A 23,431-nucleotide genomic window follows, 5' to 3' on the forward strand; every position below is an offset into this window, starting at 1 on the left:
CGAAGGGCAAGTGTCCGGCCCACTGGGTGAGATACTGGTTTGCCGGTTTTGCCGGTAAAAACGGGCGCCGTCAGGGCGCCCGTTTTGTTTTTGCCCTTGACACAGTGCAACGCCGACCTGTCTAATACGGCCCTGAGATTTTTATACGCATCACAACGCGGCATAAAAAACGGTATAAACGATATAAACCTTTGTGACGGGGACTGTAATGAACAAGACCGAACTGATCGACCACATCGCGACTTCCGCTGACATCTCCAAGGCTGCAGCTGCACGCGCCCTGGACGCAGTGATCGATGGCGTAACCACCACCCTGGCCAAGAACGACAGCGTCACCCTGGTCGGCTTTGGCACCTTCTCCGTGAGCGAGCGCGCAGCCCGTACCGGCCGCAATCCGCGCACCAAGGAAGAGATCAAGATCGACGCAGCAAAAGTTCCTAAATTTAAAGCTGGTAAAGCTTTGAAAGACGCTGTACAATAATGGCCTTCGGTAAGCAGTGATGCTTACCGGGCAGTTTAAGCGGGCGTTTAGCTCAGTTGGTAGAGCGGATCCCTTACAAGGATTAGGTCGGGAGTTCGACCCTCTCAACGCCCACCACTTAAACAAGACGTAGTACCTGTGTTGTGAATGCTGGAGCGGTAGTTCAGTTGGTTAGAATACCGGCCTGTCACGCCGGGGGTCGCGGGTTCGAGCCCCGTCCGCTCCGCCAGCAAACGCACACACTACCTGGAGCGGTAGTTCAGTTGGTTAGAATACCGGCCTGTCACGCCGGGGGTCGCGGGTTCGAGCCCCGTCCGCTCCGCCAGAATCCCGAGAAAGCCCCACTAGTCCAAAAGACTGTGGGGCTTTTTCATTTGCAACATCAGCAACTGCCCTGTAAAATCGCGCGAGCAGTTTTAAAGCCTCCACTCTAGGAAACCACGCTGACATGTTTGATTTCGTACGTACGCATCAAAAGCTGATGCAGATTATCCTGGCGCTCCTGATCGTGCCGTCGTTTGTGCTGGTCGGCGTGAGCGGCGTCAAGCTGTTCGGCGAAGACGCGAACACCATCGCTAAAGTCGCGGGCTATCCGCTGACCCAGCAGGAATGGGAAAATGCCCAGCGCCGCCAACTGGACCAGATGCGCCAGCAAATGGGCAAGAATTTTGACCAGAAGGCCTTTGACACTCCTGAGTTCAAGCAGAACGTCCTGGACCAGCTGATCGCCCAGCGTGCCGTGAACGCGGAAATCCGCAGTGCCCACCTGACCACCAGCGAGCAGAAAGTCCAGGAAGCGATCAGTACGCAACTGCCAATGCTGTTCAAGGCCGATGGCACTTTCGACAAGGAGCAGTACTTGCAGATTCTGGCTGCTCAAGGCATGAACGCCGGCATGCACCAGGAGCAGGTTCGCCACGACCTGGCGCTGCAACAAGTAGCCAATGGCGTGGAGTTGAGCGGCTTTGTGCCACGCACTGTCTCCAAGGCGATCTCCGATTTCGGTTCGCAAGAGCGTGAAGTGCAGGAGATGGCCCTGCCAGTCTCGCAATTCCTGCCGAACGTGAAGGTAACCGACGACATGGTGAAGGCCTTCTACGACAAGAACGCCAAGCTGTTCGAGATCCCTGAGTCGGCCAAGATCGAGTACGTTGTGCTGAACACCGATGGCGTGGCTGCACAAGCTACCGTAAGCGACCAGGAAGTGGCCAGCTACTACGAATCGAACAAGAAGCGTTTCACGACCGAAGAAGCGCGTCGCGCGTCGCACATCCTGATCAAGGGCGAAGGCGACAAAGCAGCTGCGAAAGCCAAGGCCGAAGCAGTGCTTGCCGAAGTGCGCAAGAATCCGGGCGATTTCGCCAAGATCGCCAAAGCCAAGTCGGATGACCCGGGCTCTGCAGCCCAGGGCGGCGACCTGGACGTGCTGGTGAAGGGTTCTTTCGTCAAGCCGGTCGAAGATGCGATCCTGAAGCTGAAGCAAGGTGAAATCAGCGAACTGGTGGAATCCGATTTTGGCTATCACATCATCACCGTTACCGAGCTGAAGCCGGCGCACCTGAAGCCGCTGGACGAAGTGAAGGGCGACATCGCTGCGGAAATCAAGACGCAGAAAGCCGCCAAGCTTTACTCGGAGATGTCCGAGCAGTTCACCGATACCGTGTTTTCGGATTTCGAAAGCCTGAAGCCGGTTGCCGACAAGCTGAAGCTGAAGATCGAAACCATGGAAGGCGTTCGCCGCCAGCCTAACCCGATCCTGGACGCGGCTCCTTTCAACAACGCCAAGTTCCTGGCCGCACTGTTCTCCGACGATTCGCTGAAGAACAAGCGCAATACCGAGGCGGTTGAAGTCGCACCGCAAACCCTGGTTTCCGGCCGCATCGTCGAATTCAAGCCTGCTGCCAAGAAGCCGCTGTCTGAAGTCGAGGCCGCCATCAAACAGCAGGTTGCGCTGGAAGAGGCTGTGAAAGCTGCGAAGAAGGCTGGCGAAGAAAAGCTGGCTGCCGCCAAGAAGTCCGGTGACGCTGCTGGCTTCGGCGAGGCGAAGACAATCTCCCGCGCCAAGGCAGACGGCATCAATCCTGCGGCGGTTGCAGCAGTGATGAAGGCCGATGCCGCCAAGCTGCCAGCCTACGTTGGCGTCGAAATCCCTGGCCAGGGCTACGGTGTGTACCGCATCAACAAGGTCGGGCAGCCGGCTGAGCAGGATGCTGCCCGCCGCGAACAGGAAGGTCAGCGCATCAACCAGATCGTCGCGCAGCAAGAGATGACTGGCTACATCGATGCACTGAAACAGAAGGCCAAGGTCAAGATCCTGCACCCAATCGCAACGATCAAGAAGCAAGCCGAATAAGCAGCTAAACGCTCTATGAGAGCCGGGGCCCGTGCAAACGGACCCCGGCTTTTTTCTTATGTGCGGATAATGTCCTGCGGGGCGGCGCCCCGCCGCCCATGCTTTGGGAGGAGCACATCATGCACATGATCCGTTTAGGTCTCGCTGCGCTGTTCTGCGTTTGCGTCGGCGCCGCCGGCGCCCAGGAATCGCCTGCCGCGCCTGGCACCAGCAAAATCGTCCTGCAGTTGTCGGACCTCGAATTCGACGCGTATTCCCTCAATCCCCTGGGCGGAACCGCCGCTGCGGGCCTGCTGGGACAGGAGTATCGCGCGGCGGCGAAAGTGCTTGGTACTCGGGAACAGTTTTCCCGGGAGTATGTCGCGACCGGCCCGGTCGGGGCTCATGCGATCGGCGATTCAAGCCGCATGGATTTCGCCAGCAGCATCTTTATCGATTGGGATCATTATTTCGACAACGCGGTCTACGCCTTCGATGCGCAAGCCGAGCTGTGCGATCCGCTGAGTCAATGGTATCTCGCAGACGGAACGGCAAGCTGGAGCGCCACCATACACCTGACGCCCAACTCCGCGCTGGTGGTGAGCGGCCATCTGTTCGGCATGCAGGAAGTCGGCGCCGGATCGCCCTTCGATGCAGCGGCGGGCGGGTTCTTTGATATCGGGCTTGCAGGCGCCGACGCTGCAACGGCTTATACAAGAAGCTTCGGGTCGGACGGCGCCCAGCCGGGCATCGACGAATTCTTTTCGCTGTCTATCTTCAACCGCAGCGACACGGACAAGGACTTCAGCTGGAGCGTCACAGCCGGCTTGAGCGCCGCCAAGGCCATTCCGCCCGTGCCAGAACCGTCCGTTCTGGCGATGACCCTGTGCGGATTGCTATTGCTCGCTATGCGCCATGCAGCCTGCGCGCAGCGGCGATGAAGGATTCGGGCGAGATGTCGGCAAGCGCCAGCTCGGTGGCCTGGTCGTATTGCACGAAGTTGCGGTGGATCGATTTGAGATAGGCCGGATCGTAATGGTCGACCAGGAGTTCGTCGACCAGGGCGGGCATCTCGCCTGCAGTGGCCATGGCTTGCCAGCGTTCGATGCGTTCGCGGCCGTGCAATTGCGCCAGGAATTCCAGCTGCGCATTGAGCGCCGGGGCATTGCAGGCGAAATGCTGGTAGTCCTCGATCAGCAGCTTGACGCGGTCTTCGCGCGCCACCTGCATGGCGATGCAAGGCGAAGCCCGCATGCGTTCCATCAGCGCGCCCGGTACGCGCAGGCTGCCGACCTTGCGGCTTTCCGATTCGACGAAGACCGGTAGCTGCGGGTCGAAGCGGCGCAGACGGTCCCAAATCGACGTTTCGAAGGCCTTTTGCGAAGGCTGCGGCTGGCAAGGGATATTGCCCAGCACCGAGCCGCGGTGCGCCGCCAGCTGCTCCAGGTCCAGCACCTGCGCTCCGATCGCCTCCAGCGTGTCGAGCAGGCGGGTCTTGCCGCTGCCGGTTGTGCCGCAGATCACGCGGAAGTCGAGTTCCGGCGTATGTTCGAGCTGCGCGTTGATGGCGGCGCGGAAGGCCTTGTAGCCGCCATCGAGCTGCACCACCGGCCAGCCGATCTTGGCCAGCACCGTTGCCATGGAGCCGCTGCGGTTGCCGCCGCGCCAGCAATAGATCAGGGGCTTCCAGTCGCGTGGCTTGTCCAGCCACAGCGTCTCGATGTGGTAGCCGATATTCTTTGAGACCATGGCAGCGCCGACCTTCTTCGCTTCGAAGGAGCCGAGCTGCTTGTACATGGTGCCGACGGTGATGCGTTGCTCGTCGTCGAGCACGGGACAGTTGATCGCGTTCGGCAGGTGGTCAAGCGCGTATTCGGATGGGCTACGGGCGTCGATGATGGTGTCGAAATCGTCAAGGCGGGCCAGGACGTTTTCGATTGGCAGGATTTCTGGATACTTCATTTTGTTTTCAGAATTGGCTGGAGGTGGGGCCAGATATTGCCCAGGATGATGGGGTGGGCCGTTGCCAGTGGATGCAGACGGTCTGACTGGAACAGTTCGGGCTTTTGTGCGACGCCGTCAAGCATGAAGGGCGCCAGGGGCACTTTGACATCCTTGCTCACGGCGCCGTACATGGCGAAGAATTTGTCGGCGTAGTCGCGGCCATAGTTGGGAGGGATGCGAATGCCGACCAGCAGCACCTGCGCACCCGCCTTGCGCGATTCGTCCACCATGGCGCGCAGGTTGGATTCGGCGGCGGCCACCGGTAGGCCGCGCAAGCCATCGTTTGCGCCCAGTTCAATGATGACGATATTCGGTTTGTGCTTGCTCAGCAAGGCAGGCAGTCGGGTGCGGCCGCCGCTGGTCGTCTCGCCGCTGACGCTGGCGTTGACGACGGTTGCCGGCAGATTCTGGTCCTTCAGCCGCTGGTCGAGCAGGGCAACCCAGCCGGCGCCGCGCGAGATGCCGTATTCGGCCGACAGGCTGTCGCCCACCACCAGGACAGTTTTTGATGCAGAATAGGCGTTCGTGGCGGCGCTGAACATCAGGATCAGCATCGCGAAGCAGCGTACACTATTTTTGAACATGACCATGCGTGATATTCCTCAAACCTCCAGCCAGTTGGCCAAGGCGGCTATTTCCGTTTCCGGCCTGGGCAAGCGGGTGGCCGACGCCAGCGGCGAACTGACCATCCTGCATGGAGTGGATTTTACAGTGCAAAAGGCGGAAACGCTTGCCATTGTAGGGGCCTCCGGTTCCGGTAAATCGACCTTGCTCGGCCTGCTGGCGGGCCTGGATACGCCCACCGAGGGCAAGGTGGTGCTGGATGGCGTGGACATTTTCGCGCTCGATGAAGATGGCCGGGCCGCCTTGCGCAAGGAAAAACTGGGCTTCGTCTTCCAGTCCTTCCAGTTGCTGCCTCATTTGACGGCAGTCGAAAACGTGATGCTGCCGCTTGAACTGGCCGGCGACGGCGCGGCGCGCGAAAAGGCGGAAGCCATGCTGGGCCGCGTCGGTCTTTCAAGCCGCTTGAAGCACTATCCGAAATTCCTGTCCGGCGGCGAGCAGCAGCGCGTTGCCCTGGCGCGCGCCTTCGTGACGCAGCCGCCCTTGCTGCTGGCCGATGAGCCGACAGGAAGCCTGGATGCGGCCACTGGCGAATCCGTCATCCAGCTGATGTTCGAATTGAACCGCGAGCACGGTTCGACCCTGGTGCTGGTCACGCATGACACCCATATCGCAGCACGCTGCGGGCGCGTCATCACGATCGCGGCGGGGCGCATCGCCTGACTCTTCAAGAGCCGTGCTGCGCCGCCAGCCGGTTGAGGGCGGTGCGGATGGCTGGAATCAGTTCGCTGGCCGTCAGGCCGATGGGTCCTGCACCTTCCGAGACGAGGTCGTCGGCCGCCATGCCATGCAGCCAGACCCCGGCCAGGGCTGCCTCCCATTCCGGCCAGCCCTGGGCAAGCAGGCTGCCGCACAAGCCGGACAGCACGTCGCCAGTGCCGGCAGTGGCGAGGGCCGGATTGCCGGTTGTATTGATCACAATTTCCCCATTGCGGGCGGCAATCACCGTTCCCGATCCTTTCAGTACGACCGTCGCCGCCAGCCGCGAGGCCAGCATGCGTGCAGCGGACGGGCGGTCTGCCTGGATTTCGGCGGCCGTCACTCCCAGCAAGCGGGCGGCCTCCAGCGGATGCGGCGTCAGGATGCACGGCGCCTGGCGCTGCGCCAGTTGCGCGCGCAGTGCTTCGGAACCAGCCAGCAGGTTGAGCGCGTCGGCGTCAAGTACGACCGGGCTTTGGCTATGCAGCGCGCTGGCCAGCATTTCGGCGCTTGAGGCGGAGCTGCCCATGCCGGGGCCGATCACCAGCACCGCGCTGTTGAAATCATATTCCTGGGCGCTGCGGCACATCAGTTCGGGCTGCTCGGCATCGAAGGCCGGCGGCTCGCCGACGAAGCAGGCGTAGACGCGGCCAGCGCCGCTGGCGAGCGCAGTACGCGCGGCCAGGATCGGCGCGCCTGCCATGCCGCGCGCGCCTCCCACCACGCCTACGCTGCCATGGCTTCCTTTGTGCGAACTGTGGCGGCGCCGGCGCACGCAGTGGGTGAACAGCGCCACGTCGTTCAGGCCTGCGCGCGGCACCGGAAAGAGCTCGGGCTCGATGTCGAGATTGCAGACCGTGACAGCACCCGCGTGATCGCGGCCTTCGGCCGTGTGCAGGCCGGGCTTGTCGCCGATGAAGGTGAGCGTGTGCGTAGCGCGAACTGCGATGCCTGCCTTGTCGCCGCCAACGACGGCGCCGGTGTCCGAGTCAAGGCCGCTGGGGACATCGAGCGCGAGGATGGGGCAGGCCAGCTCGTTGATGGTAGCCACCAGCGCCGCGAGGTCGCCCGTGATCGGCCGGGCCAGCCCGATGCCGAACAATCCATCAACCATCAGTGTCCAGGCGGTGCCAGCCACCACGGCGCGGGCGTCAGCGGCCTCGCTGGTTGCGGCAAAGCGGGCAGGGGAGCTGCGTGCACGGCGCAAGGCCTCGATGCGCTCCGCTGCGGCTGTCCCTGCAGGCGGAAAATGCAGCACGGTGACCTGGGCGCCGGCATGGCCGAGGTGTGCGGCGGCTTCCAGTGCGTCGCCGCCGTTGTTGCCCGGGCCTGCGAGCACCAGTACCTGGGCGCGGTGAATGGTGAAGGGCAGCAGGTCCAGTGCGTGGTTGGCGCCGGCCTGGCCCGCGCGCTGCATCAGTGCCCCTTCGGGCAAGCGCTGTGCCGCAGCGTGCTCGATCGCGCGAATTTCTGCAATCGTAAAGAGGGGCGTCATGCGGGTCATTCTAGCACTACAATAACTGCTTCACGATGAGAGCGAGGCAGCGCAATGGACTGGCAATTCTGGATCGACCGCGGCGGTACTTTCACTGACATCGTGGCGCGCCGGCCCGATGGCGGCCTGATTACCCACAAGCTCCTGTCGGAAAGTCCTGAACACTACCGTGATGCAGCCATCGCTGGCATTCGCCATCTGCTGGGCGTTGCAGCCGGCGCTGCCATCCCGGTCGGGCAGGTCGAGGCTGTGAAGATGGGCACGACGGTCGCCACCAACGCGCTGCTCGAGCGCAAGGGCGAGCCGACCGTGCTCGCGATAACGCGCGGCTTCCGCGATGCACTGCGCATTGCGTACCAGAACCGTCCGCGCCTGTTCGACCGCCACATCGTCCTTCCTGAGCTGCTCTACCAGCATGTGGTGGAGATTGATGAGCGCATGGGCGCGCACGGGGAAGTGGTCCGGGCATTGGATGCAGCGGCGGCGCGTGCCGGCCTGCAGGCGCATTATGACCAGGGGCTGCGTTCTATCGCGATTGTCCTGATGCATGGCTACCGCTACAGCGCGCATGAAGCGGCACTGGCGCAAATTGCCCGCGAAATCGGCTATACCCAGGTCTCCGTGTCCCACCTGGTCAGCCCGATGATGAAACTGGTGGCGCGCGGCGATACGACCGTGGTCGATGCCTACCTGTCTCCAATCCTGCGGCGCTATGTGGACCAGGTTGCGTCTGAACTGCCGGGAGTGAACCTGCAATTCATGCAGTCCAACGGCGGCCTGACCGACGCCCGCACCTTCCAGGGCAAGGATTCGATCCTGAGTGGACCGGCCGGCGGGATTGTCGGCATGGTGCGCGCCAGCCGGGCGGCAGGTTTTGAAAAGATCATTGGCTTCGACATGGGCGGTACTTCGACCGATGTCTCGCATTTTTCGGGCGAATTCGAGCGTGTGTTCGAGACCCAGGTGGCCGGCGTGCGCATGCGCGCGCCGATGATGAGCATCCACACGGTTGCTGCCGGCGGCGGCTCGATCCTGCATTTCGATGGCAGCCGCTTCCGCGTCGGACCGGACAGCGCGGGCGCCGCGCCGGGGCCGGCCAGCTATCGCCGCGGCGGCCCGCTGGCTGTAACGGACTGCAACGTCATGCTGGGCAAGATCCAGCCAGCGTTCTTCCCGCAGCTGTTCGGCAGCGATGGCGCGCAGGCGCTCGATGCGGCGACGGTGCACGAAAAATTCGCCGCCATGGCCGCGGAAATCCGGTCGGCGACAGGCGCGCCGTCCTCGCCGGAACAGGTGGCCGAGGGCTTTATCGAAATTGCCGTCGGCAATATGGCCAACGCAATCAAGCAGATCTCCGTGCAACGCGGCCATGACGTGACCGAGTACGCCTTGACCAGTTTTGGCGGCGCCGGCGGCCAGCACGCCTGCCTGGTTGCAGATGCGCTGGGCATGAAGACAGTCTTCATTCATTCCCTGGCCGGGGTGCTGTCGGCCTATGGCATGGGCCTGGCCGACCAGGCCGCGATGCGTGAAAGCGCCGTCGAACTTCGGCTGGCGGCTGAGGCGCTGCCGGCGCTGGAAGCCCGCCTGCAGGCGCTTGCCGTGGAGGCGGTGGCAGACCTGCATGCTCAGGCGGTGGCTGACGAGCGTATCAGCGTGGTGCATCGTATCCACCTGCGTTACGAAGGCACGGATTCGGCCCTGATCGTCCTGTTCGGCACCATCGACAGCATGAAGGCCCAGTTCGAAGCGGCCTATCGCAAGCGTTTCTCCTTCCTGATGCCGGCCAAGGCCCTGATCGTGGAGGCGGTCTCGGTGGAGGCTATCGGCAAGTCCGATGCCCCGCCGGAAGCGGCGCCACAGCAGGCGCCGCGCCACGCACCGCTGCTGCCTTCGCAAACGGTGCGCATGTACAGCGCCGGGCAGTGGCACGACACCGGCCTGTTCAAGCGCGATGGAACCCGCATCGGCGATATCATCAAGGGCCCGGCCATCATCGCCGAGGCCAACGCCACGACAATCGTGGAACCGGGCTGGCAAGCCGAAGTCACGCCACAAGATCACCTGGTGCTGACCCGAGTCGAGGCCCTGCCGGTGCGCCGCGCCATCGGCACCACGGCCGATCCGGTCATGCTGGAGATCTTCAACAACCTGTTCATGTCGATCGCAGAGCAAATGGGCCTGCGCCTGCAGAACACTGCCTACTCGGTCAACATCAAGGAGCGCCTCGACTTCAGTTGCGCCATCTTCGACGCTGAAGGCAACCTGATTGCCAATGCCCCGCACATGCCGGTGCACCTCGGATCAATGGGCGAGAGCATCAAGACCGTCATGCGCGAAAACGCAGGCCGGATGCATCCTGGCGACGTCTACATGCTGAACGACCCGTACAACGGCGGCACGCACCTGCCGGACGTTACTGTCATCACGCCGGTGTTCGATGAGGCAGGCAGCGCGATCCTGTTCTATGTCGGCTCGCGCGGCCATCACGCCGATATTGGCGGCAGTACGCCGGGTTCGATGCCGCCGGATTCGCGGAATATCGAAGAAGAGGGCGTGCTGATCAACAATTTCAAGCTGGTCGACGGCGCCAGCGGCAGCCAGTTGCGCGATGCTGAGGCGCGCGCCTTGTTGGCCAGTGCGCGCTATCCGGCCCGCAATCCCGACCAGAACATGGCCGATCTCCGCGCCCAGGTCGCCGCCAACCAGAAGGGCGTCGAAGAACTGCGCAAGATGGTCGCGCACTTTGGCCTTGACGTGGTACGCGCCTACATGGGCCACGTGCAGGACAATGCCGAAGAGGCAGTGCGGCGCGTGATCAGCGCGCTGCGCAACGGCAGCTATGAGCTGAAACTCGATAACGGGGCCGTCATCAACGTCGCGGTGCGCGTCAATGCGGCCGAACGCAGCGCCGAGATCGACTTCAGCGGCACTTCCGGCCAGTTGGACAACAATTTCAACGCGCCATCCGCCGTTTGCATGGCGGCAGTCCTGTATGTCTTCCGCACCCTGGTCGACGATGACATCCCGCTGAACGCCGGCTGCCTGAAACCGCTGCACGTGATCATTCCACCGGGTTCGATGCTGAACCCGCATTACCCGGCATCTGTGGTGTCGGGCAACGTCGAAACCTCGACCTGCATCACCAATGCGCTGTACGGCGCGCTTGGCGTGCAGGGCGCATCGCAGGGGACGATGAACAACTTCACCTTCGGTAACGCGACCTACCAGTATTACGAAACGATCAGCGGCGGTTCCGGCGCCGGCGATGGCTTCGATGGTACCGACGTGGTGCAGACCAATATGACCAACTCGCGCCTGACGGACCCGGAAATCCTGGAGTTCCGTTTCCCGGTGCGGCTGGAAAGCTATGAAATTCGCCTCGGTTCCGGCGGCGCAGGCCGCTGGCACGGCGGCAACGGCGGCGTGCGCAAAGTACGCTTCCTGGAGCCGATGACGGCGGCCATCTTGTCGAATAACCGCATCCATGCGCCGTTCGGCATGGCTGGCGGCGCGCCGGGCGCCTTGGGCCGCAATACAGTCTTGCGCGCCGATGGCAGCACCGAACAGCTGGGCCACATCGGCAAGACTGAAATGCAGCCCGGCGACATCTTCGTTGTCGAGACGCCGGGCGGCGGCGGCTACGGCCCCGCAGGAGGCAAGGACGCCTAGGCGGTCGTCGAAATACCGTACTTGCGCTGGGTGCCCGAATACTGCATCAGCAGGGCTTCCAGCGCAGGGCTGCCGGCGTCAAGACGGCGGATACGGTCGATCAGGGCGCCCGCCTGGTCGCCCAGCGGTGCCTCCCAGCCCAGTTCGTCCAACTGCCGCAGGATGGCCTGCACGGCCGCGTACAGCACCTTCAGGTTGCCCGGCGTGCGGCGCAGGGCCTGGTGCAGGGTCGCCACAGCCGCGCGATGGTCGCCCTGGCGCGCCATCGACTCCGCTTCAGTAACCAGTTCCTGCATGACGTTGTCGATCTTCTCCCCAACGCCGCGCGCCAGGTCGTGGCGGCCTGCCTTTTCGAAGACGCCGACCGCTTCTTCCATCGTGATTGGCTTTTCGTTGTCGTTCATCATATGCATGACGACGTCGGCAGCGTCCTTGTCCAGCCGGTGCTTGAGGCAGGAATCCACCAGCCCGATGCGCAGCCGGTTCGACAGGCCGCGCGCCATGCCGACCGCCGTCACGGCATTCGACAGTTCCGAGGCAGCCTCGGTCGCGTGCCCGGTCACGTCCAGCAGCAGGGCCGACGAAATATGCTTGCACACTTCGGTGTTGGCACTGGCGCGCAGCGTGCGTTCCATATCGCGGATCACGCCCGAAGCCTGGTTGACGTCCCCTTTGCGTACCAGGGCTCGAACCAGGTTCACGTGGTCTTCAGGATCGCGGAATTCGGAATAGCGGGCCTTGGTCACCACCTGGCGGAAGGCCTTCTCTGCCGCCGAAATGTCACCGGTGCCGTAGGCGACCTCGCCAAGGTGGCGCAGGCGCTGCACCATGTTGGGCGACATGGCAACCGCATCTTCCAGGATCTTCTTCGCTTGCGGCGACTGGCCCATGGCCTCATATGAGCGGGCCAGCAGGTCGTATGCCGCCATCATGTTCGGATTGGCCTCGATCAATCGCTCCAGTGTACCCATCGCATCGGCATAGTGTTCGAGGCCGAACTGGCAACGCGCCAGGCCAAGTTGCGCCCAACCCGTCGGGCGGCCGACCAGGATCGCCTGGTAAATCAGCTCGGCCTGGGCAAGCTCGCCGATTTCGTAGTGAAGTTCGGCGCGCAGGCGGGCAAAATCGGTCGCATAGCGTGGATTCGCAGTCTCGGCCTCCTGGCAGGCATCGATGGCTTCGCGCTGCTTGCTCTGGGCGATCAGCTGATAGACCGGCATGAATACTGCGCGGCGTTCCACTGCGCGGCCGATGCGCTGCATCAGGCCGTCGACCGTGAAGGGTTTCAGCACGTAATCGGTTGGCGTCAGTTCTGCGGCGCCAATCACTTTGGATTGCACCGCCTCCGAGGTCAGCATGATGAAGATGGTCGAGCGGTCGATCAGCTTGTGGTGGCGCAGGTCTTCCAGCAATTGCTGGCCATCCTGCCCGTTGTCATCATTGCCGCTGCCCAGGTCGTATTCGCACAGGATGACGTCAAAGCGCTTGTTGGTCAGTTGGCGGATCGCCGTGCCCGAGCTGACGGCATACTCGATGCGCGTGATCGAGGCCTGGTTCAGCATATTGTGCAGGTTGCCCCGCATTGCCGGGTTGGGGTCGATGATCAGCACCGACAGGTCGCTATACGATTGCATTAACTTTGTCTCTTATTGTTTGCCCCGCAGGGTGACATATTGTGATGATAACGCAGCCAGCATGGGATGATGGGGATCTGCCTTGCGCATGCGTAGCAACAGCGCCGCACATTGCTCGCCCAGCGCAGTTTCCCAGCCGCTATCCCCCATCAGGCGCAGCATGGCGGAGGCGAGGGCAGAGATCAGGCCGGCATTGTCGGGGCGCCGCCGCACAGCTACCTGAAGCACCTCGATGGCGCCACGCTGGTCGCCCTGGCCGCTGCGCACGGCCGCCTGCCGCACCAGGCCGTCAAGGTAGCGTTCCACGCTGTCGCCGCGGTTTTGCGCCAGTTCGGCGCGTCCGCTGCGCTCGTAGACGGCAGCCGTATCGGATTCGCTGATGCCGCTGGCAGGGGCGCTGGCCAGCGCATCGAGCAACTGCATGCCTTGCTCGTCCATGCCTTGCTTCAGGCAGCTTTCCGCAATGCCGAGTTTCAGCGCGCTGGAAAGGCTATCCGCCTCGCCGGCAGCGCGCACGGCATTTGCCAGCTCCAACTGTATCGCCGCGCCATTACTGTTCAATTCCTGCAGCAGGACGGCGGAAAAAGCCCTGCAAGCATCCGTCGCCGGGCCGCTGCGCGCTGAACGATCGAGCTCGCGCAAGGCGTTGGCTGCGCCGGCGGCATCGCCTTTCCCGACCAGGACCCGCACCAGGTTGACATGGTCTTCGGGGTCGCGGAACTCGGAGTACCTGGACTTGGCAACTACTTGTTTGAAGGACCTTTCAGCTGCATCAAGATCGCCTGCCTCGAGCGCCACCTGGCCCAGGTGGCGCAGCCGGCGCACCATATGGGGCGATATCGACACCGCTGTTTCCAGTGCCGCGCGGGCATCGGCCGCGCGGCCTAGGGCCTGCTGGGTGCGGGCCATCAGGTCGTAGGCCGCCATGTACCTGGGATTGTCTTCGATCAGGCGCTGCAGGGTCTCCAGCGTTTCAGCGAACTGGCCCTGGTCGAACTGGCACCGCGCCAGGCCAAGCTGGGCCCAGCCGAGCGGCCGGGTCTCGAGGATTTCCCGGTAGATCGCTTCCGCCAGCGCCTTTTCGCCCAGCGCGGCATGCGCCTCTGCGCGCAGGCGGGCGCATTCCGTCGCATAGCGCGGGTTGGCCGCGGCCGATACTTCACTGGCCAGGATGGCTTCGCGCAGCCGGTCGCGTTCGATCATCTGGTGCACGGGAAGCAGGGCGGCGCGCCGGTCGACAGCCCGCGCGATGCGCTGCGCCAGCACATCGACTGTAAAAGGCTTGAGGATGTAATCGGTCGGCGTCAATTCCGCCGTGCTCACCACCTTGCTGTATACGCCCTCGGTGGTCAACATGATGAAGACAGTGGAAGGGCGGAGCAGCTCATGGTGGCGCAGGTCTTCCAGCAACTGCTGCCCATCCTGCCCCTGTTCGTTGCCCAGGTCGTATTCGCAAAACACCAGGTCAAACGCCTTCTTTTCGAGGTGGCGGATGGCCGTGCCTGCGCTCACGCCATCCTCGATGCGGGTAATCCCCAACTGGCCGAGCATATTGTGCAGTCCGCTGCGCATATGCTGGTTGGGGTCGATTAGCAGGACTGACAGGTCGCTATATTCTTGCATTTTGAGGGCAGAAGGCTGTCATAGAGGGAGAATACCCCAAGGCCGCTCAAAAAACAGGCGTAAATGCAGCAAATGTTGCTTTCGGACCAATGAACGAAGGGTGGGAAGTGATGCCTGAAACAAGTATAATGTCGGCAAATCGAAATACAGCAAGACCAGTCAGCTCGTGCACAGTATTCCTTTAAACCGCAGCAACGCTGCATTCTTCACGCCCCCACTATGTTGATTCTGCCGGGTTCCAACGCCCTGTCCTCTTTCCGTAGCCAACGCCTCCTCAACCAGCTTCAAGCCGTTCTGCCGTCCATCACGTCGGTCCAAGCCCGCTTTATCCACTTTGTCGACTCTGCTTCTCCCCTGTCCGAAGACGATTTGAACCGCATGCATGGCTTGCTGACCTACGGCGAGCCAGCATTGCCGGAGCATGCCGAGGGCGTGGTGGAAGAGTTTGTCGTCATTCCCCGCTTCGGCACCATTTCGCCATGGGCGTCCAAGGCCACCGACATCGTGCACAACTGCGGCATGGCGCATATCCACCGCGTGGAGCGTGGCGTTGCGTATCGCATCAACCTGAAGGGCGGCATCCTGGGAACTGGCCTGGGCGCGGCCAGGAAGCTCGATAGCGAGCAGGCGCAAGCGGTCGCCGCGCTGCTGCACGACCGCATGACCGAATCCGTGCTGCGCCACCCGGACCAGGCTGCCGGCCTGTTCTCGAGCCTGGAAGCCAAGCCGCTGGAATCGATCGACGTCATGGGCGCCGGCCGCAACGCGCTGGAAAAGGCCAATACCGACCTGGGCCTCGCAATGTCGGACGACGAGATCGACTACCTGCTGGAAGCCTTCACCAACGCCAAGCGCAACCCGACCGACGTTGAACTGATGATGTTCGCGCAGGCCAACTCGGAGCACTGCCGCCACAAGATCTTCAACGCCGACTGGACCATTGACGGCGTGGCGCAGGACAAGTCGCTGTTCAAGATGATCAAGAACACGCACGAGAAGAACCCGCGCGGCACCGTCGTGGCTTATTCGGACAACTCCTCGATCATCGAAGGCGCCGAAGTGACCCGCTTCTACCCGCGCGAAGGCCAGGAATACGCGCCTTCCACCGAGCTGGTGCACACCCTGATGAAGGTGGAAACCCACAACCACCCGACCGCGATTTCCCCGTTCCCGGGTGCTTCGACTGGCGCCGGCGGCGAGATCCGCGACGAGGGTGCAACCGGCCGCGGCTCCAAGCCCAAGGCAGGCTTGACCGGCTTTACCGTGTCCAACCTGATGATCCCTGGCGCCGTGCAGGCGTGGGAAAACGCCGCCAACGTGACCGCCCCGGTCGGCAAGCGCGACGAAAGCCAGGTGTACGGCAAGCCGGAGCGCATCGCTTCGCCGCTGCAGATCATGATCGAAGGCCCGCTGGGTGGCGCCGCGTTCTCGAATGAATTCGGCCGTCCGGTGCTGGGTGGCTACTTCCGCACCTACGAACAGAATATCGGCCAGCAGTTCGCCGGCGGCAAGGACACCGTGATGGGCTACCACAAGCCCATCATGATCGCCGGCGGTATCGGCAATATTTCCGGTTCGCATACCCACAAGAACGACATTCCGGTTGGCAGCCTGCTGATCCAGCTGGGCGGCCCGGGCATGCGCATTGGCATGGGTGGTTCGGCGGCCTCGTCGATGGCGACCGGCACCAATACCGCCGACCTGGACTTCGATTCGGTCCAGCGCGGCAATCCTGAAATGGAGCGCCGTGCCCAGGAAGTCATCAACGGCTGCTGGCAATTGGCCGACAAGAACCCGATCATTTCAATCCACGACGTGGGCGCGGGCGGCCTGTCGAATGCCTTCCCTGAGATTACGAACGACGCCAAGCGCGGCGCGATTTTCGACCTGCGCAAGGTGCCGCTGGAAGAGTCCGGCATGGCGCCGAAAGAAATCTGGTCCAACGAATCGCAGGAACGCTATGTGCTGGCGATCGCCCCGAACGACCTGGCCGTGTTCCAGGCACTGTGCGAACGTGAACGCTGCCCATTCGCCGTTGTCGGCGTGGCAACGGAAGAGCGCCAGCTGAAGGTGATCGACCAGGAAATGGGCAATAACCCGGTCGACATGCCGATGGAAGTCCTGCTGGGCAAGCCGCCCAAGATGCACCGCGATGTGAAGCATGTCCAGCACGAGCTGCCGGCGATCGACCTGACCGGCATCCAGCTGGACGAAGCTGCCAAGCGCGTGTTGTTGCTGCCAACCGTCGCCGACAAGAGCTTCCTGATCACCATCGGCGACCGTACCGTGGGCGGCATGTCCGTGCGCGACCAGATGGTCGGCCCATGGCAGGTGCCCGTGGCCGACTGCGCCGTGACCACCCTCAGCTACGACGGCTACGTGGGCGAGGCGATGGCAATGGGTGAGCGTACTCCGCTGGCAGTGATCGACGCGCCGGCGTCCGGCCGCATGGCCGTGGGCGAGACCGTCACCAACCTGGCAGCGGCGCCTATCAACGACATTTCCGACATCAAGCTGTCGGCCAACTGGATGGCTGCCTGCGGCCAGCCAGGCCAGGATGCAGCCCTGTTCGACACCGTGAAAGCGGTCGGCATGGAACTGTGCCCGGCGCTGGGCCTGTCGATCCCGGTCGGCAAGGATTCCCTGTCGATGCGCACGACCTGGAAGGACGAGGGCACCGACAAGGCCGTGATTTCGCCGGTGTCCCTGATCGTTTCCGGCTTCTCGCCGGTGTACGACGTGCGCAAGACACTGACCCCGCAGATCCGCACCGACCTGGGCGAAACCTCCCTGATCGTGATCGACCTGGGCCGCGGCAAAAACCGCATGGGGGCATCGGCCCTGGCGCAAGTGATGGGCCAATTGGGCAATGCCGCGCCGGACGTGGATTCGCCGGAAGACCTGAAAGGCTTCTTCAACGCCATCCAGCAACTGAACAAGGAAGGCAAGATCCTGGCGTACCACGACCGTTCCGATGGCGGCCTGTATGCAACCCTGGTCGAAATGGCCTTCGCCGGCCGCGCCGGCCTGTCCGTCAACCTGGACATGCTGACCCTGGGCGAAGAGGGCGCCATGGATCACGGCGACGCCAAGAACTGGGCCGGCCAGGTGGCTGAACGCCGCAATGAACTGACCCTGTCCGCGCTGTTCAACGAGGAACTGGGCGCGGTGATCCAGGTACGTGCCGACGAGAAATCGGCTGTGATGGACGTGCTGCGCACCTTCAACCTGGGCGCTTGCAGCCACATCGTCGGCAAGCCGAACGACCGTGGCGTGATCGAGTTCACCCGCGACGCCAAGATCATCTACTCGCAGCCGCGCGCCGACCTGCACCGCCTGTGGAGCGAAACCAGCTGGCGCATTTCCCGCGTACGCGAAAACCCGGCCACGGCGGATGCCGAATACGATCGCCTGCTGGATGAAACCGATCCGGGCATGCAGCCGAAAATCACCTTCGACATGGCGGAAAACGTCGCGGCGCCTTTCCTGGCCACCGGCGTTCGTCCACGGGTTGCCATCCTGCGCGAGCAGGGCGTCAACTCGCATATCGAAACGGCCTGGGCAATGCACCGTGCAGGCTTCGCCGCTGTCGACGTGCACATGAGCGACCTGATTTCGCGCCGTGTATCGCTGGCTGATTTCCAGGGCATCATCGCTGTCGGCGGCTTCTCCTACGGCGACGTGCTCGGTGCGGGCGAGGGCTGGGCCAAGTCCATCCTGTTCAACCCTGAAATGGCCGAGCAATTTGCGGCCTTCTTCCAGCGCAAGGACACCTTTGGCCTGGGCATTTGCAACGGCTGCCAGATGATGTCGAACCTGAAATCGCTGATTCCTGGCGCGCATGCGTGGCCGAAGTTCACCACCAACAAGTCGGAGAAGTTCGAAGCACGCTTCTCGATGGTGGAAGTGCTGGATTCTCCATCAATCTTCCTGCAGGGCATGGCCGGCACCCAGACCGCGATCGCCATCGCGCACGGTGAAGGTTTCGCCGACTTCAGCCAGACCGGCAATATCGATGAGGCAATTGGTGCGCTGCGCTTCGTGGACAACAAAGGCAGCGCCACCGAAGCCTATCCGTACAACCCGAACGGTTCGCCGCGCGGCCTGACCTCGGTGACGACGCCTGATGGCCGCTTCACTGTGATGATGCCGCACCCTGAACGCGTTTCCCGCACGGTGCAGAATTCCTGGCATCCAGACGGCTGGGGCGAGGATTCGCCTTGGGCGCGCATGTGGGGTAACGCGCGCAAGTTCATCGGTTAAGGGCTAAGCGCGCCTCCGGCGGGCCGCCAGCAAGGCGGCCATGCCGCCGAGCATCAAGACGGCTCCACCCGGAGCCGGTACCTGGGTCGCATCGACGAATTGGAAATCGTCGGCGACCCAGTTTCCGTTCTGCTGGCCAAGTTCGCGCCGGTCGATCCGGTAGCCCGTGATTGGACCCAGCGCAGCGAAAATGCTGGTATTGACGAACGACAGCGGTTCCGGCAAACCCGGATGACTTTCAGGCAAGTCGAACACGACTGAGCCCAACTCGCTTGCACCATTCAGCGCCACAATCGTGACCTGGTCAGCGCCACCCTCGCCGAAACCGTAGTACTGGTTGCGGCCGAACCATGCGCCGGTCAGGATTTTATCGGTCGTGATCGTCATGCCGCTCGAACCGCTCGAATTGGAGACAAAGTAGTGCCCGGAATGAGGAATGCCGAATAATGGGCCGCTCGGCCCGCCAACCCGATATTGGTCGCCAACCACGCCGAACCTGGCATCCCAAATAACACCCTGGTATTCCAGGCTGCTGCTGGCATTTGTCCACTGGATGCCGGTCGCACTATCAAGCGCCGGAGGGAATGGCAGGTCGTCGAATGTGGCGATAACGCTTGCCATGGCAGGCGTCGCGGTAATAAAAGCGCCGCACAGGATTAACTGCCGTAATGCGAGTTTATTCATTGTCAGCCTCCATTTAGTTGTCACGAGTTTAACTCGACATTTTTAGGGGCGGCAATTGTGCGCATTATTACTGTTGTTTTGATGTCGAGTGGCGGCTGGCAGTATGCATGCTAACTACTGGCACGTATGCACCAGTTTCCAGCTTACGGCAAGGGCACGAGATGCTTGCCGGCCTCGCGTACACTCAGCTTCGACAACCCCGTCTTATTTTCATTAATAAAATGAGCGACATTATGTGGGGCGTACCGTGCATAATCCCGCAAGGCCCAGCCAATTGCTTTTTGAATGAAAAATTCATTTTCATGGCCGAGCGCAAGTGAATAGCGGAACAGGCGTATTTCGTCGGTTTTGTCCCGCCATCCCAATTGGTGGAGCAGGGCAATTCGCCGCATCCAGAAGCTGTCGTGTTTTATAGCTTGGTCCATGCCCTCGTGCCCGAAACGCAGGACATCACCGATAATCGCAGCCATGCCGTCGACCGAATCCCACCAGGATTTGCGCAAGACAAAAGCCAGCAATTCCGGTAAATCGCCGGTGCTGAATTGTTTCCAGTGCGCAGCCATCAAATCCAGTGCCGCATACTGGTATTCACGTTCCGGCAGGCGCCATAGCTCATCTGCAATGCCAAGGAGTTCCGCCGGCGGCGCGCCCTTGAAGGCGCGGATGGCCGGCTTGAGTGCTTCGCGTCGCGCCGGCGTGGGAATGCCGAGAAAGGGGAAGTGCTCGCGCATATAGGCGCGCATGGCTGGCGCCCGCGAGGCATCGGCCAGCGGCGCGAGGGCGGCAATGATGTCTTTGCTTGTTGGCATAATAAAAAAGCGCCCCGTGGGGCGCTTCGTCAAGATGGCCGCTAAAGGCGCATCGGGATTATTGCACTTTGGCCTTGGCCACCAGCTGGTCGCGGTAAGCTGCAACTTTACGCTGAGTCAGGGACTCGGCGATCTGCGGCTTGATTTCTTCCAGCGACGGTACCTTGGCGGCGCGCGAGCCTTCCAGCTTGATCACGTGGTAGCCGAACTGGGACTGCACCGGCTTGTCGGTGATCTGGCCGTCTTTCAGGGCGACCATGGCGTCAGCGAAAGGTTTTACGTAGTTGCCTGGTGCCGCCCAATCCAGGTCGCCGCCGTTGGCAGCCGAGCCTGGATCTTGCGAGGCCTTGGCCAGCTCTTCAAACTTGGCGCCGCCTTTCAGCTTGGCGATGATGTCGGTTGCTTCCTTCTCGGTTTTCACCAGGATGTGGCGGGCATGGTATTCCTTGTCGCCTTTGGAAGCCTTGAACTGGTCGTAAGCGGATTTGATTTCTGCGTCGCTCACAGGGTTCTTCTTGACATAGTCAACCAGCAGGGCGCGGATGATGATGTCCTGGCGCGCTTGTTCCAGGGCGTCTTTCACTTCCTTGTTGGCAGCAACGCCTTGCTTGGTGGCTTCCTGCACCAGCACTTCACGGCCGATCAGGGATTTCTTGATCATGTCGCGCAGTTGTGGCGAGTCAGGCTGGCCTTGGGCAGCAGCTTGCTTGACAGCGGCTTCCATCTGGGCCGATGGGATAGTTTTACCGTTCACGGTAGCGACGTTCTGGGCAAACGCAGGGGTAGCTGCAACTGCGATCAGGGCCAACAGCAGGGTGGCTGGTTTGAATTTCATTGAGTATTTCCTTAGTTAAAATAAATCCGGCGCCGCTTGGGCGCCGGATCAGGTCCGTGACGGATTATTGTACTTTGGCTTTCTTCACCAGGGATTCCTGATAGGCCTGCAGTTTCGCGCGCATCAGGGAGTCGGCGATACGTGGCTTCACTTCTTCCAAGGTCGGCAGCTTGACTGGACGGGTGTCTTCAACCTTGATCACGTGGAAACCGCTTGGAGTTTGCACTGGCTTCTCGGTGATCTGGCCTTTTTGCAGGGCAGTGAAGGCATCGGCGAACACTTTAGGGAAGTTGGCTGGAGTGCCCCAGTCCAGGTCGCCGCCGTTAGCAGCGGAGCCGGTGTCCTTGGAGTTCTTGGCCAGGTCTTCGAACTTGGCGCCGCCTTTCAGCTTGGCGATGATGTCGTTCGCTTCCTTTTCGGTTTCCACCAGGATGTGGCGCACGTGGTATTCCTTGTCGCCTTCGGCAGCAACCGCGCGGTCGTATTCAGCCTTGATCTCGGCGTCGCCAACCGGGTTCTTCTTCACGTAATCAGCGGCCAGGGCGTTCAGCATGATGTCCTGGCGAGCCTGTTCCAGAGCAGTGGTCACGTCCTTGCTCTTGGCCAGGCCCTGCTTTTCCGCTTCCTGGATCATTACTTCGCGGCCGATCAGGGATTTCTTGATCATTTCGCGCAGTTGAGGGGTGTCTTGCTGCTGGCCTTGGGCAACGACTTGCTTGACCAGGGCGTCAACTTTGGCGGTCGGGATGGCTTTGCCATTGACGACAGCGGCGTTCTGGGCAAAAGCTGGTGCAGCAGCGAGGGCGATAAGTGCGAGCAGCAAGCGGGCTGGCTTGAAAGTCATTTAGTCTAATTCCTAGGGAAAGTTTACTGAATCGCGGGGATTTTGGGCTGGTTCGCCGAGATGTCTCTACTATTCAACGATCGAGGTTCTTTTTGATGTTTCCCAAAAACTCCGCGCATATCATACTTCGGACGGTGCCAGTGCGGTAATGGCCAATGCATGAATTTCTTTATGCATCATATCGTGCACGGAATCATACACCAGACGATGGCGCATGACGAGTTTCACACCCTCGAATTTAGTAGAGACAATTTTCAGTCGATAATGGCCGCCGCCGGAGGCCGCACCGGCATGGCCGGCATGCAGGGCGGATTCATCTTCCAATACGATTTCAGATGGGGCCAGCGATGCTTCCAGGCGCTCGCGAATCCTGGCCAAGCGTGGGTCGCTCATGCTTCATCCTTAATATGTTTAGAGAGGTAGAAAGCCTGTGCGATAAAGAACACCAGCATCAAACCGGTAACTCCGAAAGCCTTGAAATTGACCCAGGCGTCGTTATCGGACTTGAACAGGATGAAGGCGACAAACAGGTTCACGAAACCCAGCACCAGCCAGAAGGTAATCCACATGAAATGCAGCCGAACCCAGACATGTTCCGGCAGCTGTACCTGCTTTTCCATCGCCAGGCGGATCATGTTTTTATCGAAGAAGCGGTACGCCACCAGCATTGCCGTCGCAAGCGACCAGTAAATAATGGTCGGCTTCCATTTGATAAAGTCATCGTCGTGGAAATAGATGGTCATGCCGCCGAATACGATAAACACTACCAGGGAAACCCATAGAGCCCCATCGACTTTCTTGCGGCGGGCCAAGAGATATAAGACTTGGGCAGCCGTGCCGATAATACCGACGATGGTTGCAACCACGATCGGCGCTTGCGATGCTGGAATCGCTCCGCCGGAAACCAGGCCGCCAAGATGGGCATTCAGCATGGCATGCGCGGCCTCCTGGTGACCGCCGGCAAATTTGTAGCTGACGAAGAACAGAATCAGCGGAAACAGGTCAAAAATAATCTTCATCTTTTCAAGGCTTCGGTTCAAAGCGCAGCGAGGCCGAATTAATGCAATAGCGCAATCCGGTCGGCGGCGGGCCATCAGGGAAGACGTGGCCCAGGTGGGCGTCACATACTGCACAGATGATTTCGGTGCGCAGCATACCATGCGAGCGATCCGTTTTCTCGATGATATTCGCAGGATCGAGCGCCTTGAAGTAACTCGGCCAACCGCAGCCAGAATCGAATTTGGCATCCGACTCGAAAAGCGGGGTGTTGCAGCATACGCAGGTATAAATGCCATGCTCGTGGTGGTCCCAGAACTTGCCCGTAAATGCGCGCTCGGTGGCGGAGTGGCGGGTCACCTGGTACTCCATCGGGTCGAGCTGGTCGCGCCATTCGGCATCGGTCTTGACTACTTTGTCGCTCATTTTCGATCTT

The 23,431-nt window shown here is 61.5% G+C and carries 18 protein-coding genes and 3 tRNA genes; 9 read left to right on the forward strand and 12 right to left on the reverse strand.

Annotated features, from left to right (window positions below; all coding sequences use genetic code 11):
* Positions 1–208 precede the first annotated feature (208 nt).
* The 6 genes from ACN9MZ_RS15810 to ACN9MZ_RS15835 all read left to right on the forward strand — a co-directional run bounded on the left by ACN9MZ_RS15810 (position 209) and on the right by ACN9MZ_RS15835 (position 3,754).
* Positions 209–481, forward strand: a complete 273-nt coding sequence (locus tag ACN9MZ_RS15810; RefSeq protein ID WP_055927923.1) for an HU family DNA-binding protein — start codon at positions 209–211, stop codon at positions 479–481.
* 41 nt (positions 482–522) lie between these two features.
* Positions 523–598, forward strand: a tRNA-Val gene (locus tag ACN9MZ_RS15815).
* A gap of 35 nt (positions 599–633) precedes the next feature.
* Positions 634–710, forward strand: a tRNA-Asp gene (locus tag ACN9MZ_RS15820).
* 19 nt (positions 711–729) lie between these two features.
* A tRNA-Asp gene (locus ACN9MZ_RS15825) sits at positions 730–806 on the forward strand.
* A 123-nt stretch (positions 807–929) separates the two neighbouring features.
* A complete protein-coding gene (locus ACN9MZ_RS15830) occupies positions 930–2,834 on the forward strand; it encodes a SurA N-terminal domain-containing protein (RefSeq protein WP_426337942.1) in 1,905 nt (634 codons plus the stop codon).
* Between the two features lie 119 nt (positions 2,835–2,953).
* A complete protein-coding gene (locus ACN9MZ_RS15835) occupies positions 2,954–3,754 on the forward strand; it encodes a hypothetical protein (protein WP_426337943.1) in 801 nt (266 codons plus the stop codon).
* Here ACN9MZ_RS15835 and mnmH read toward each other — a convergent pair.
* Both mnmH and ACN9MZ_RS15845 read right to left on the reverse strand, forming a co-directional pair.
* Positions 3,720–4,775 carry a tRNA 2-selenouridine(34) synthase MnmH gene (gene mnmH, locus ACN9MZ_RS15840; RefSeq protein ID WP_426337944.1) on the reverse strand — a complete coding sequence of 352 codons (1,056 nt, stop codon included), beginning with the start codon at positions 4,773–4,775 and terminating at the stop codon, positions 3,720–3,722. The two genes, ACN9MZ_RS15835 and mnmH, sit on opposite strands and share 35 nt — an antisense overlap.
* The gene (locus tag ACN9MZ_RS15845) at positions 4,772–5,401 is read right to left on the reverse strand and encodes an arylesterase (RefSeq protein WP_426342913.1); all 630 of its coding nucleotides are present in this window, start codon (positions 5,399–5,401) and stop codon (positions 4,772–4,774) included. The genes mnmH and ACN9MZ_RS15845 overlap by 4 nt, the downstream gene beginning before the upstream one ends.
* Positions 5,402–5,405: 4 nt before the next feature.
* Between ACN9MZ_RS15845 and ACN9MZ_RS15850 the strand changes: the two genes are divergently transcribed.
* On the forward strand, positions 5,406–6,104 hold the full coding sequence (locus ACN9MZ_RS15850) for an ABC transporter ATP-binding protein (protein WP_426161545.1): 699 nt from the start codon (positions 5,406–5,408) through the stop codon (positions 6,102–6,104).
* Positions 6,105–6,108: 4 nt separating this feature from the next.
* Here the strand turns inward: ACN9MZ_RS15850 and ACN9MZ_RS15855 are convergent, their stop codons facing one another.
* Positions 6,109–7,635, reverse strand: coding sequence for an NAD(P)H-hydrate dehydratase (locus tag ACN9MZ_RS15855; protein ID WP_426337945.1), 1,527 nt, complete (start codon positions 7,633–7,635; stop codon positions 6,109–6,111).
* A 54-nt stretch (positions 7,636–7,689) separates the two neighbouring features.
* On the opposite strand from ACN9MZ_RS15855, the gene ACN9MZ_RS15860 reads away from it, so the two are divergent.
* On the forward strand, positions 7,690–11,307 hold the full coding sequence (locus ACN9MZ_RS15860) for a hydantoinase B/oxoprolinase family protein (RefSeq protein WP_426337946.1): 3,618 nt from the start codon (positions 7,690–7,692) through the stop codon (positions 11,305–11,307).
* On the opposite strand, the gene ACN9MZ_RS15865 is transcribed toward ACN9MZ_RS15860, so the two are convergent.
* Together ACN9MZ_RS15865 and ACN9MZ_RS15870 are read right to left on the reverse strand one after the other, a co-directional pair.
* A complete protein-coding gene (locus ACN9MZ_RS15865) occupies positions 11,304–12,941 on the reverse strand; it encodes a response regulator (protein ID WP_426337947.1) in 1,638 nt (545 codons plus the stop codon). The two genes, ACN9MZ_RS15860 and ACN9MZ_RS15865, sit on opposite strands and share 4 nt — an antisense overlap.
* Positions 12,942–12,953: 12 nt before the next feature.
* A complete protein-coding gene (locus ACN9MZ_RS15870; protein WP_426337948.1) occupies positions 12,954–14,564 on the reverse strand; it encodes a tetratricopeptide repeat protein in 1,611 nt (536 codons plus the stop codon).
* Positions 14,565–14,783: 219 nt separating this feature from the next.
* Between ACN9MZ_RS15870 and purL the strand changes: the two genes are divergently transcribed.
* Positions 14,784–18,827 carry a phosphoribosylformylglycinamidine synthase gene (purL, locus tag ACN9MZ_RS15875; RefSeq protein ID WP_426337949.1) on the forward strand — a complete coding sequence of 1,348 codons (4,044 nt, stop codon included), beginning with the start codon at positions 14,784–14,786 and terminating at the stop codon, positions 18,825–18,827.
* Between the two features lie 3 nt (positions 18,828–18,830).
* On the opposite strand, the gene ACN9MZ_RS15880 is transcribed toward purL, so the two are convergent.
* The 7 genes from ACN9MZ_RS15880 to msrB all read right to left on the reverse strand — a co-directional run bounded on the left by ACN9MZ_RS15880 (position 18,831) and on the right by msrB (position 23,421).
* Complete coding sequence (locus ACN9MZ_RS15880) at positions 18,831–19,511, reverse strand: hypothetical protein (RefSeq protein WP_426337950.1); 681 nt, start codon at positions 19,509–19,511, stop codon at positions 18,831–18,833.
* 143 nt (positions 19,512–19,654) lie between these two features.
* Positions 19,655–20,353 carry a DNA alkylation repair protein gene (locus ACN9MZ_RS15885; protein WP_426337951.1) on the reverse strand — a complete coding sequence of 233 codons (699 nt, stop codon included), beginning with the start codon at positions 20,351–20,353 and terminating at the stop codon, positions 19,655–19,657.
* Between the two features lie 25 nt (positions 20,354–20,378).
* Positions 20,379–21,155 (reverse strand): peptidylprolyl isomerase, encoded by a 777-nt coding sequence (locus tag ACN9MZ_RS15890; RefSeq protein WP_426337952.1) that lies wholly within the window; start codon positions 21,153–21,155, stop codon positions 20,379–20,381.
* 64 nt (positions 21,156–21,219) lie between these two features.
* On the reverse strand, positions 21,220–21,999 hold the full coding sequence (locus tag ACN9MZ_RS15895) for a peptidylprolyl isomerase (protein ID WP_426337953.1): 780 nt from the start codon (positions 21,997–21,999) through the stop codon (positions 21,220–21,222).
* A 120-nt stretch (positions 22,000–22,119) separates the two neighbouring features.
* Positions 22,120–22,392 carry a BolA family protein gene (locus tag ACN9MZ_RS15900; RefSeq protein WP_426161555.1) on the reverse strand — a complete coding sequence of 91 codons (273 nt, stop codon included), beginning with the start codon at positions 22,390–22,392 and terminating at the stop codon, positions 22,120–22,122.
* A complete protein-coding gene (locus tag ACN9MZ_RS15905; protein ID WP_426337954.1) occupies positions 22,389–23,018 on the reverse strand; it encodes a septation protein A in 630 nt (209 codons plus the stop codon). The genes ACN9MZ_RS15900 and ACN9MZ_RS15905 overlap by 4 nt, the downstream gene beginning before the upstream one ends.
* Before the next feature lie 4 nt (positions 23,019–23,022).
* Complete coding sequence (msrB, locus tag ACN9MZ_RS15910) at positions 23,023–23,421, reverse strand: peptide-methionine (R)-S-oxide reductase MsrB (protein ID WP_426337955.1); 399 nt, start codon at positions 23,419–23,421, stop codon at positions 23,023–23,025.
* Between the last annotated feature and the right edge of the window lie 10 nt (positions 23,422–23,431).

The organism is Pseudoduganella sp. S-14 (assembly GCF_049913285.1).
Classification (GTDB): domain Bacteria; phylum Pseudomonadota; class Gammaproteobacteria; order Burkholderiales; family Burkholderiaceae_D; genus Rugamonas.

Excerpts from the sequence above, each read along its gene's own strand:
- ACN9MZ_RS15900 (WP_426161555.1), bottom strand. The coding sequence starts at position 22,392 with ATGAGCGACCCACGCTTGGCCAGGATTCGCGAGCGCCTGGAAGCATCG.
- ACN9MZ_RS15835 (WP_426337943.1), top strand. The coding sequence starts at position 2,954 with ATGCACATGATCCGTTTAGGTCTCGCTGCGCTGTTCTGCGTTTGCGTC.
- ACN9MZ_RS15830 (WP_426337942.1), top strand. The coding sequence starts at position 930 with ATGTTTGATTTCGTACGTACGCATCAAAAGCTGATGCAGATTATCCTG.
- purL (WP_426337949.1), top strand. The coding sequence starts at position 14,784 with ATGTTGATTCTGCCGGGTTCCAACGCCCTGTCCTCTTTCCGTAGCCAA.
- ACN9MZ_RS15870 (WP_426337948.1), bottom strand. The coding sequence starts at position 14,564 with ATGCAAGAATATAGCGACCTGTCAGTCCTGCTAATCGACCCCAACCAG.
- ACN9MZ_RS15810 (WP_055927923.1), top strand. The coding sequence starts at position 209 with ATGAACAAGACCGAACTGATCGACCACATCGCGACTTCCGCTGACATC.
- ACN9MZ_RS15845 (WP_426342913.1), bottom strand. The coding sequence starts at position 5,401 with ATGTTCAAAAATAGTGTACGCTGCTTCGCGATGCTGATCCTGATGTTC.
- ACN9MZ_RS15880 (WP_426337950.1), bottom strand. The coding sequence starts at position 19,511 with ATGAATAAACTCGCATTACGGCAGTTAATCCTGTGCGGCGCTTTTATT.
- ACN9MZ_RS15895 (WP_426337953.1), bottom strand. The coding sequence starts at position 21,999 with ATGACTTTCAAGCCAGCCCGCTTGCTGCTCGCACTTATCGCCCTCGCT.
- msrB (WP_426337955.1), bottom strand. The coding sequence starts at position 23,421 with ATGAGCGACAAAGTAGTCAAGACCGATGCCGAATGGCGCGACCAGCTC.
- ACN9MZ_RS15850 (WP_426161545.1), top strand. The coding sequence starts at position 5,406 with ATGCGTGATATTCCTCAAACCTCCAGCCAGTTGGCCAAGGCGGCTATT.
- ACN9MZ_RS15860 (WP_426337946.1), top strand. The coding sequence starts at position 7,690 with ATGGACTGGCAATTCTGGATCGACCGCGGCGGTACTTTCACTGACATC.
- ACN9MZ_RS15865 (WP_426337947.1), bottom strand. The coding sequence starts at position 12,941 with ATGCAATCGTATAGCGACCTGTCGGTGCTGATCATCGACCCCAACCCG.
- ACN9MZ_RS15905 (WP_426337954.1), bottom strand. The coding sequence starts at position 23,018 with ATGAAGATTATTTTTGACCTGTTTCCGCTGATTCTGTTCTTCGTCAGC.
- ACN9MZ_RS15890 (WP_426337952.1), bottom strand. The coding sequence starts at position 21,155 with ATGAAATTCAAACCAGCCACCCTGCTGTTGGCCCTGATCGCAGTTGCA.
- mnmH (WP_426337944.1), bottom strand. The coding sequence starts at position 4,775 with ATGAAGTATCCAGAAATCCTGCCAATCGAAAACGTCCTGGCCCGCCTT.
- ACN9MZ_RS15855 (WP_426337945.1), bottom strand. The coding sequence starts at position 7,635 with ATGACGCCCCTCTTTACGATTGCAGAAATTCGCGCGATCGAGCACGCT.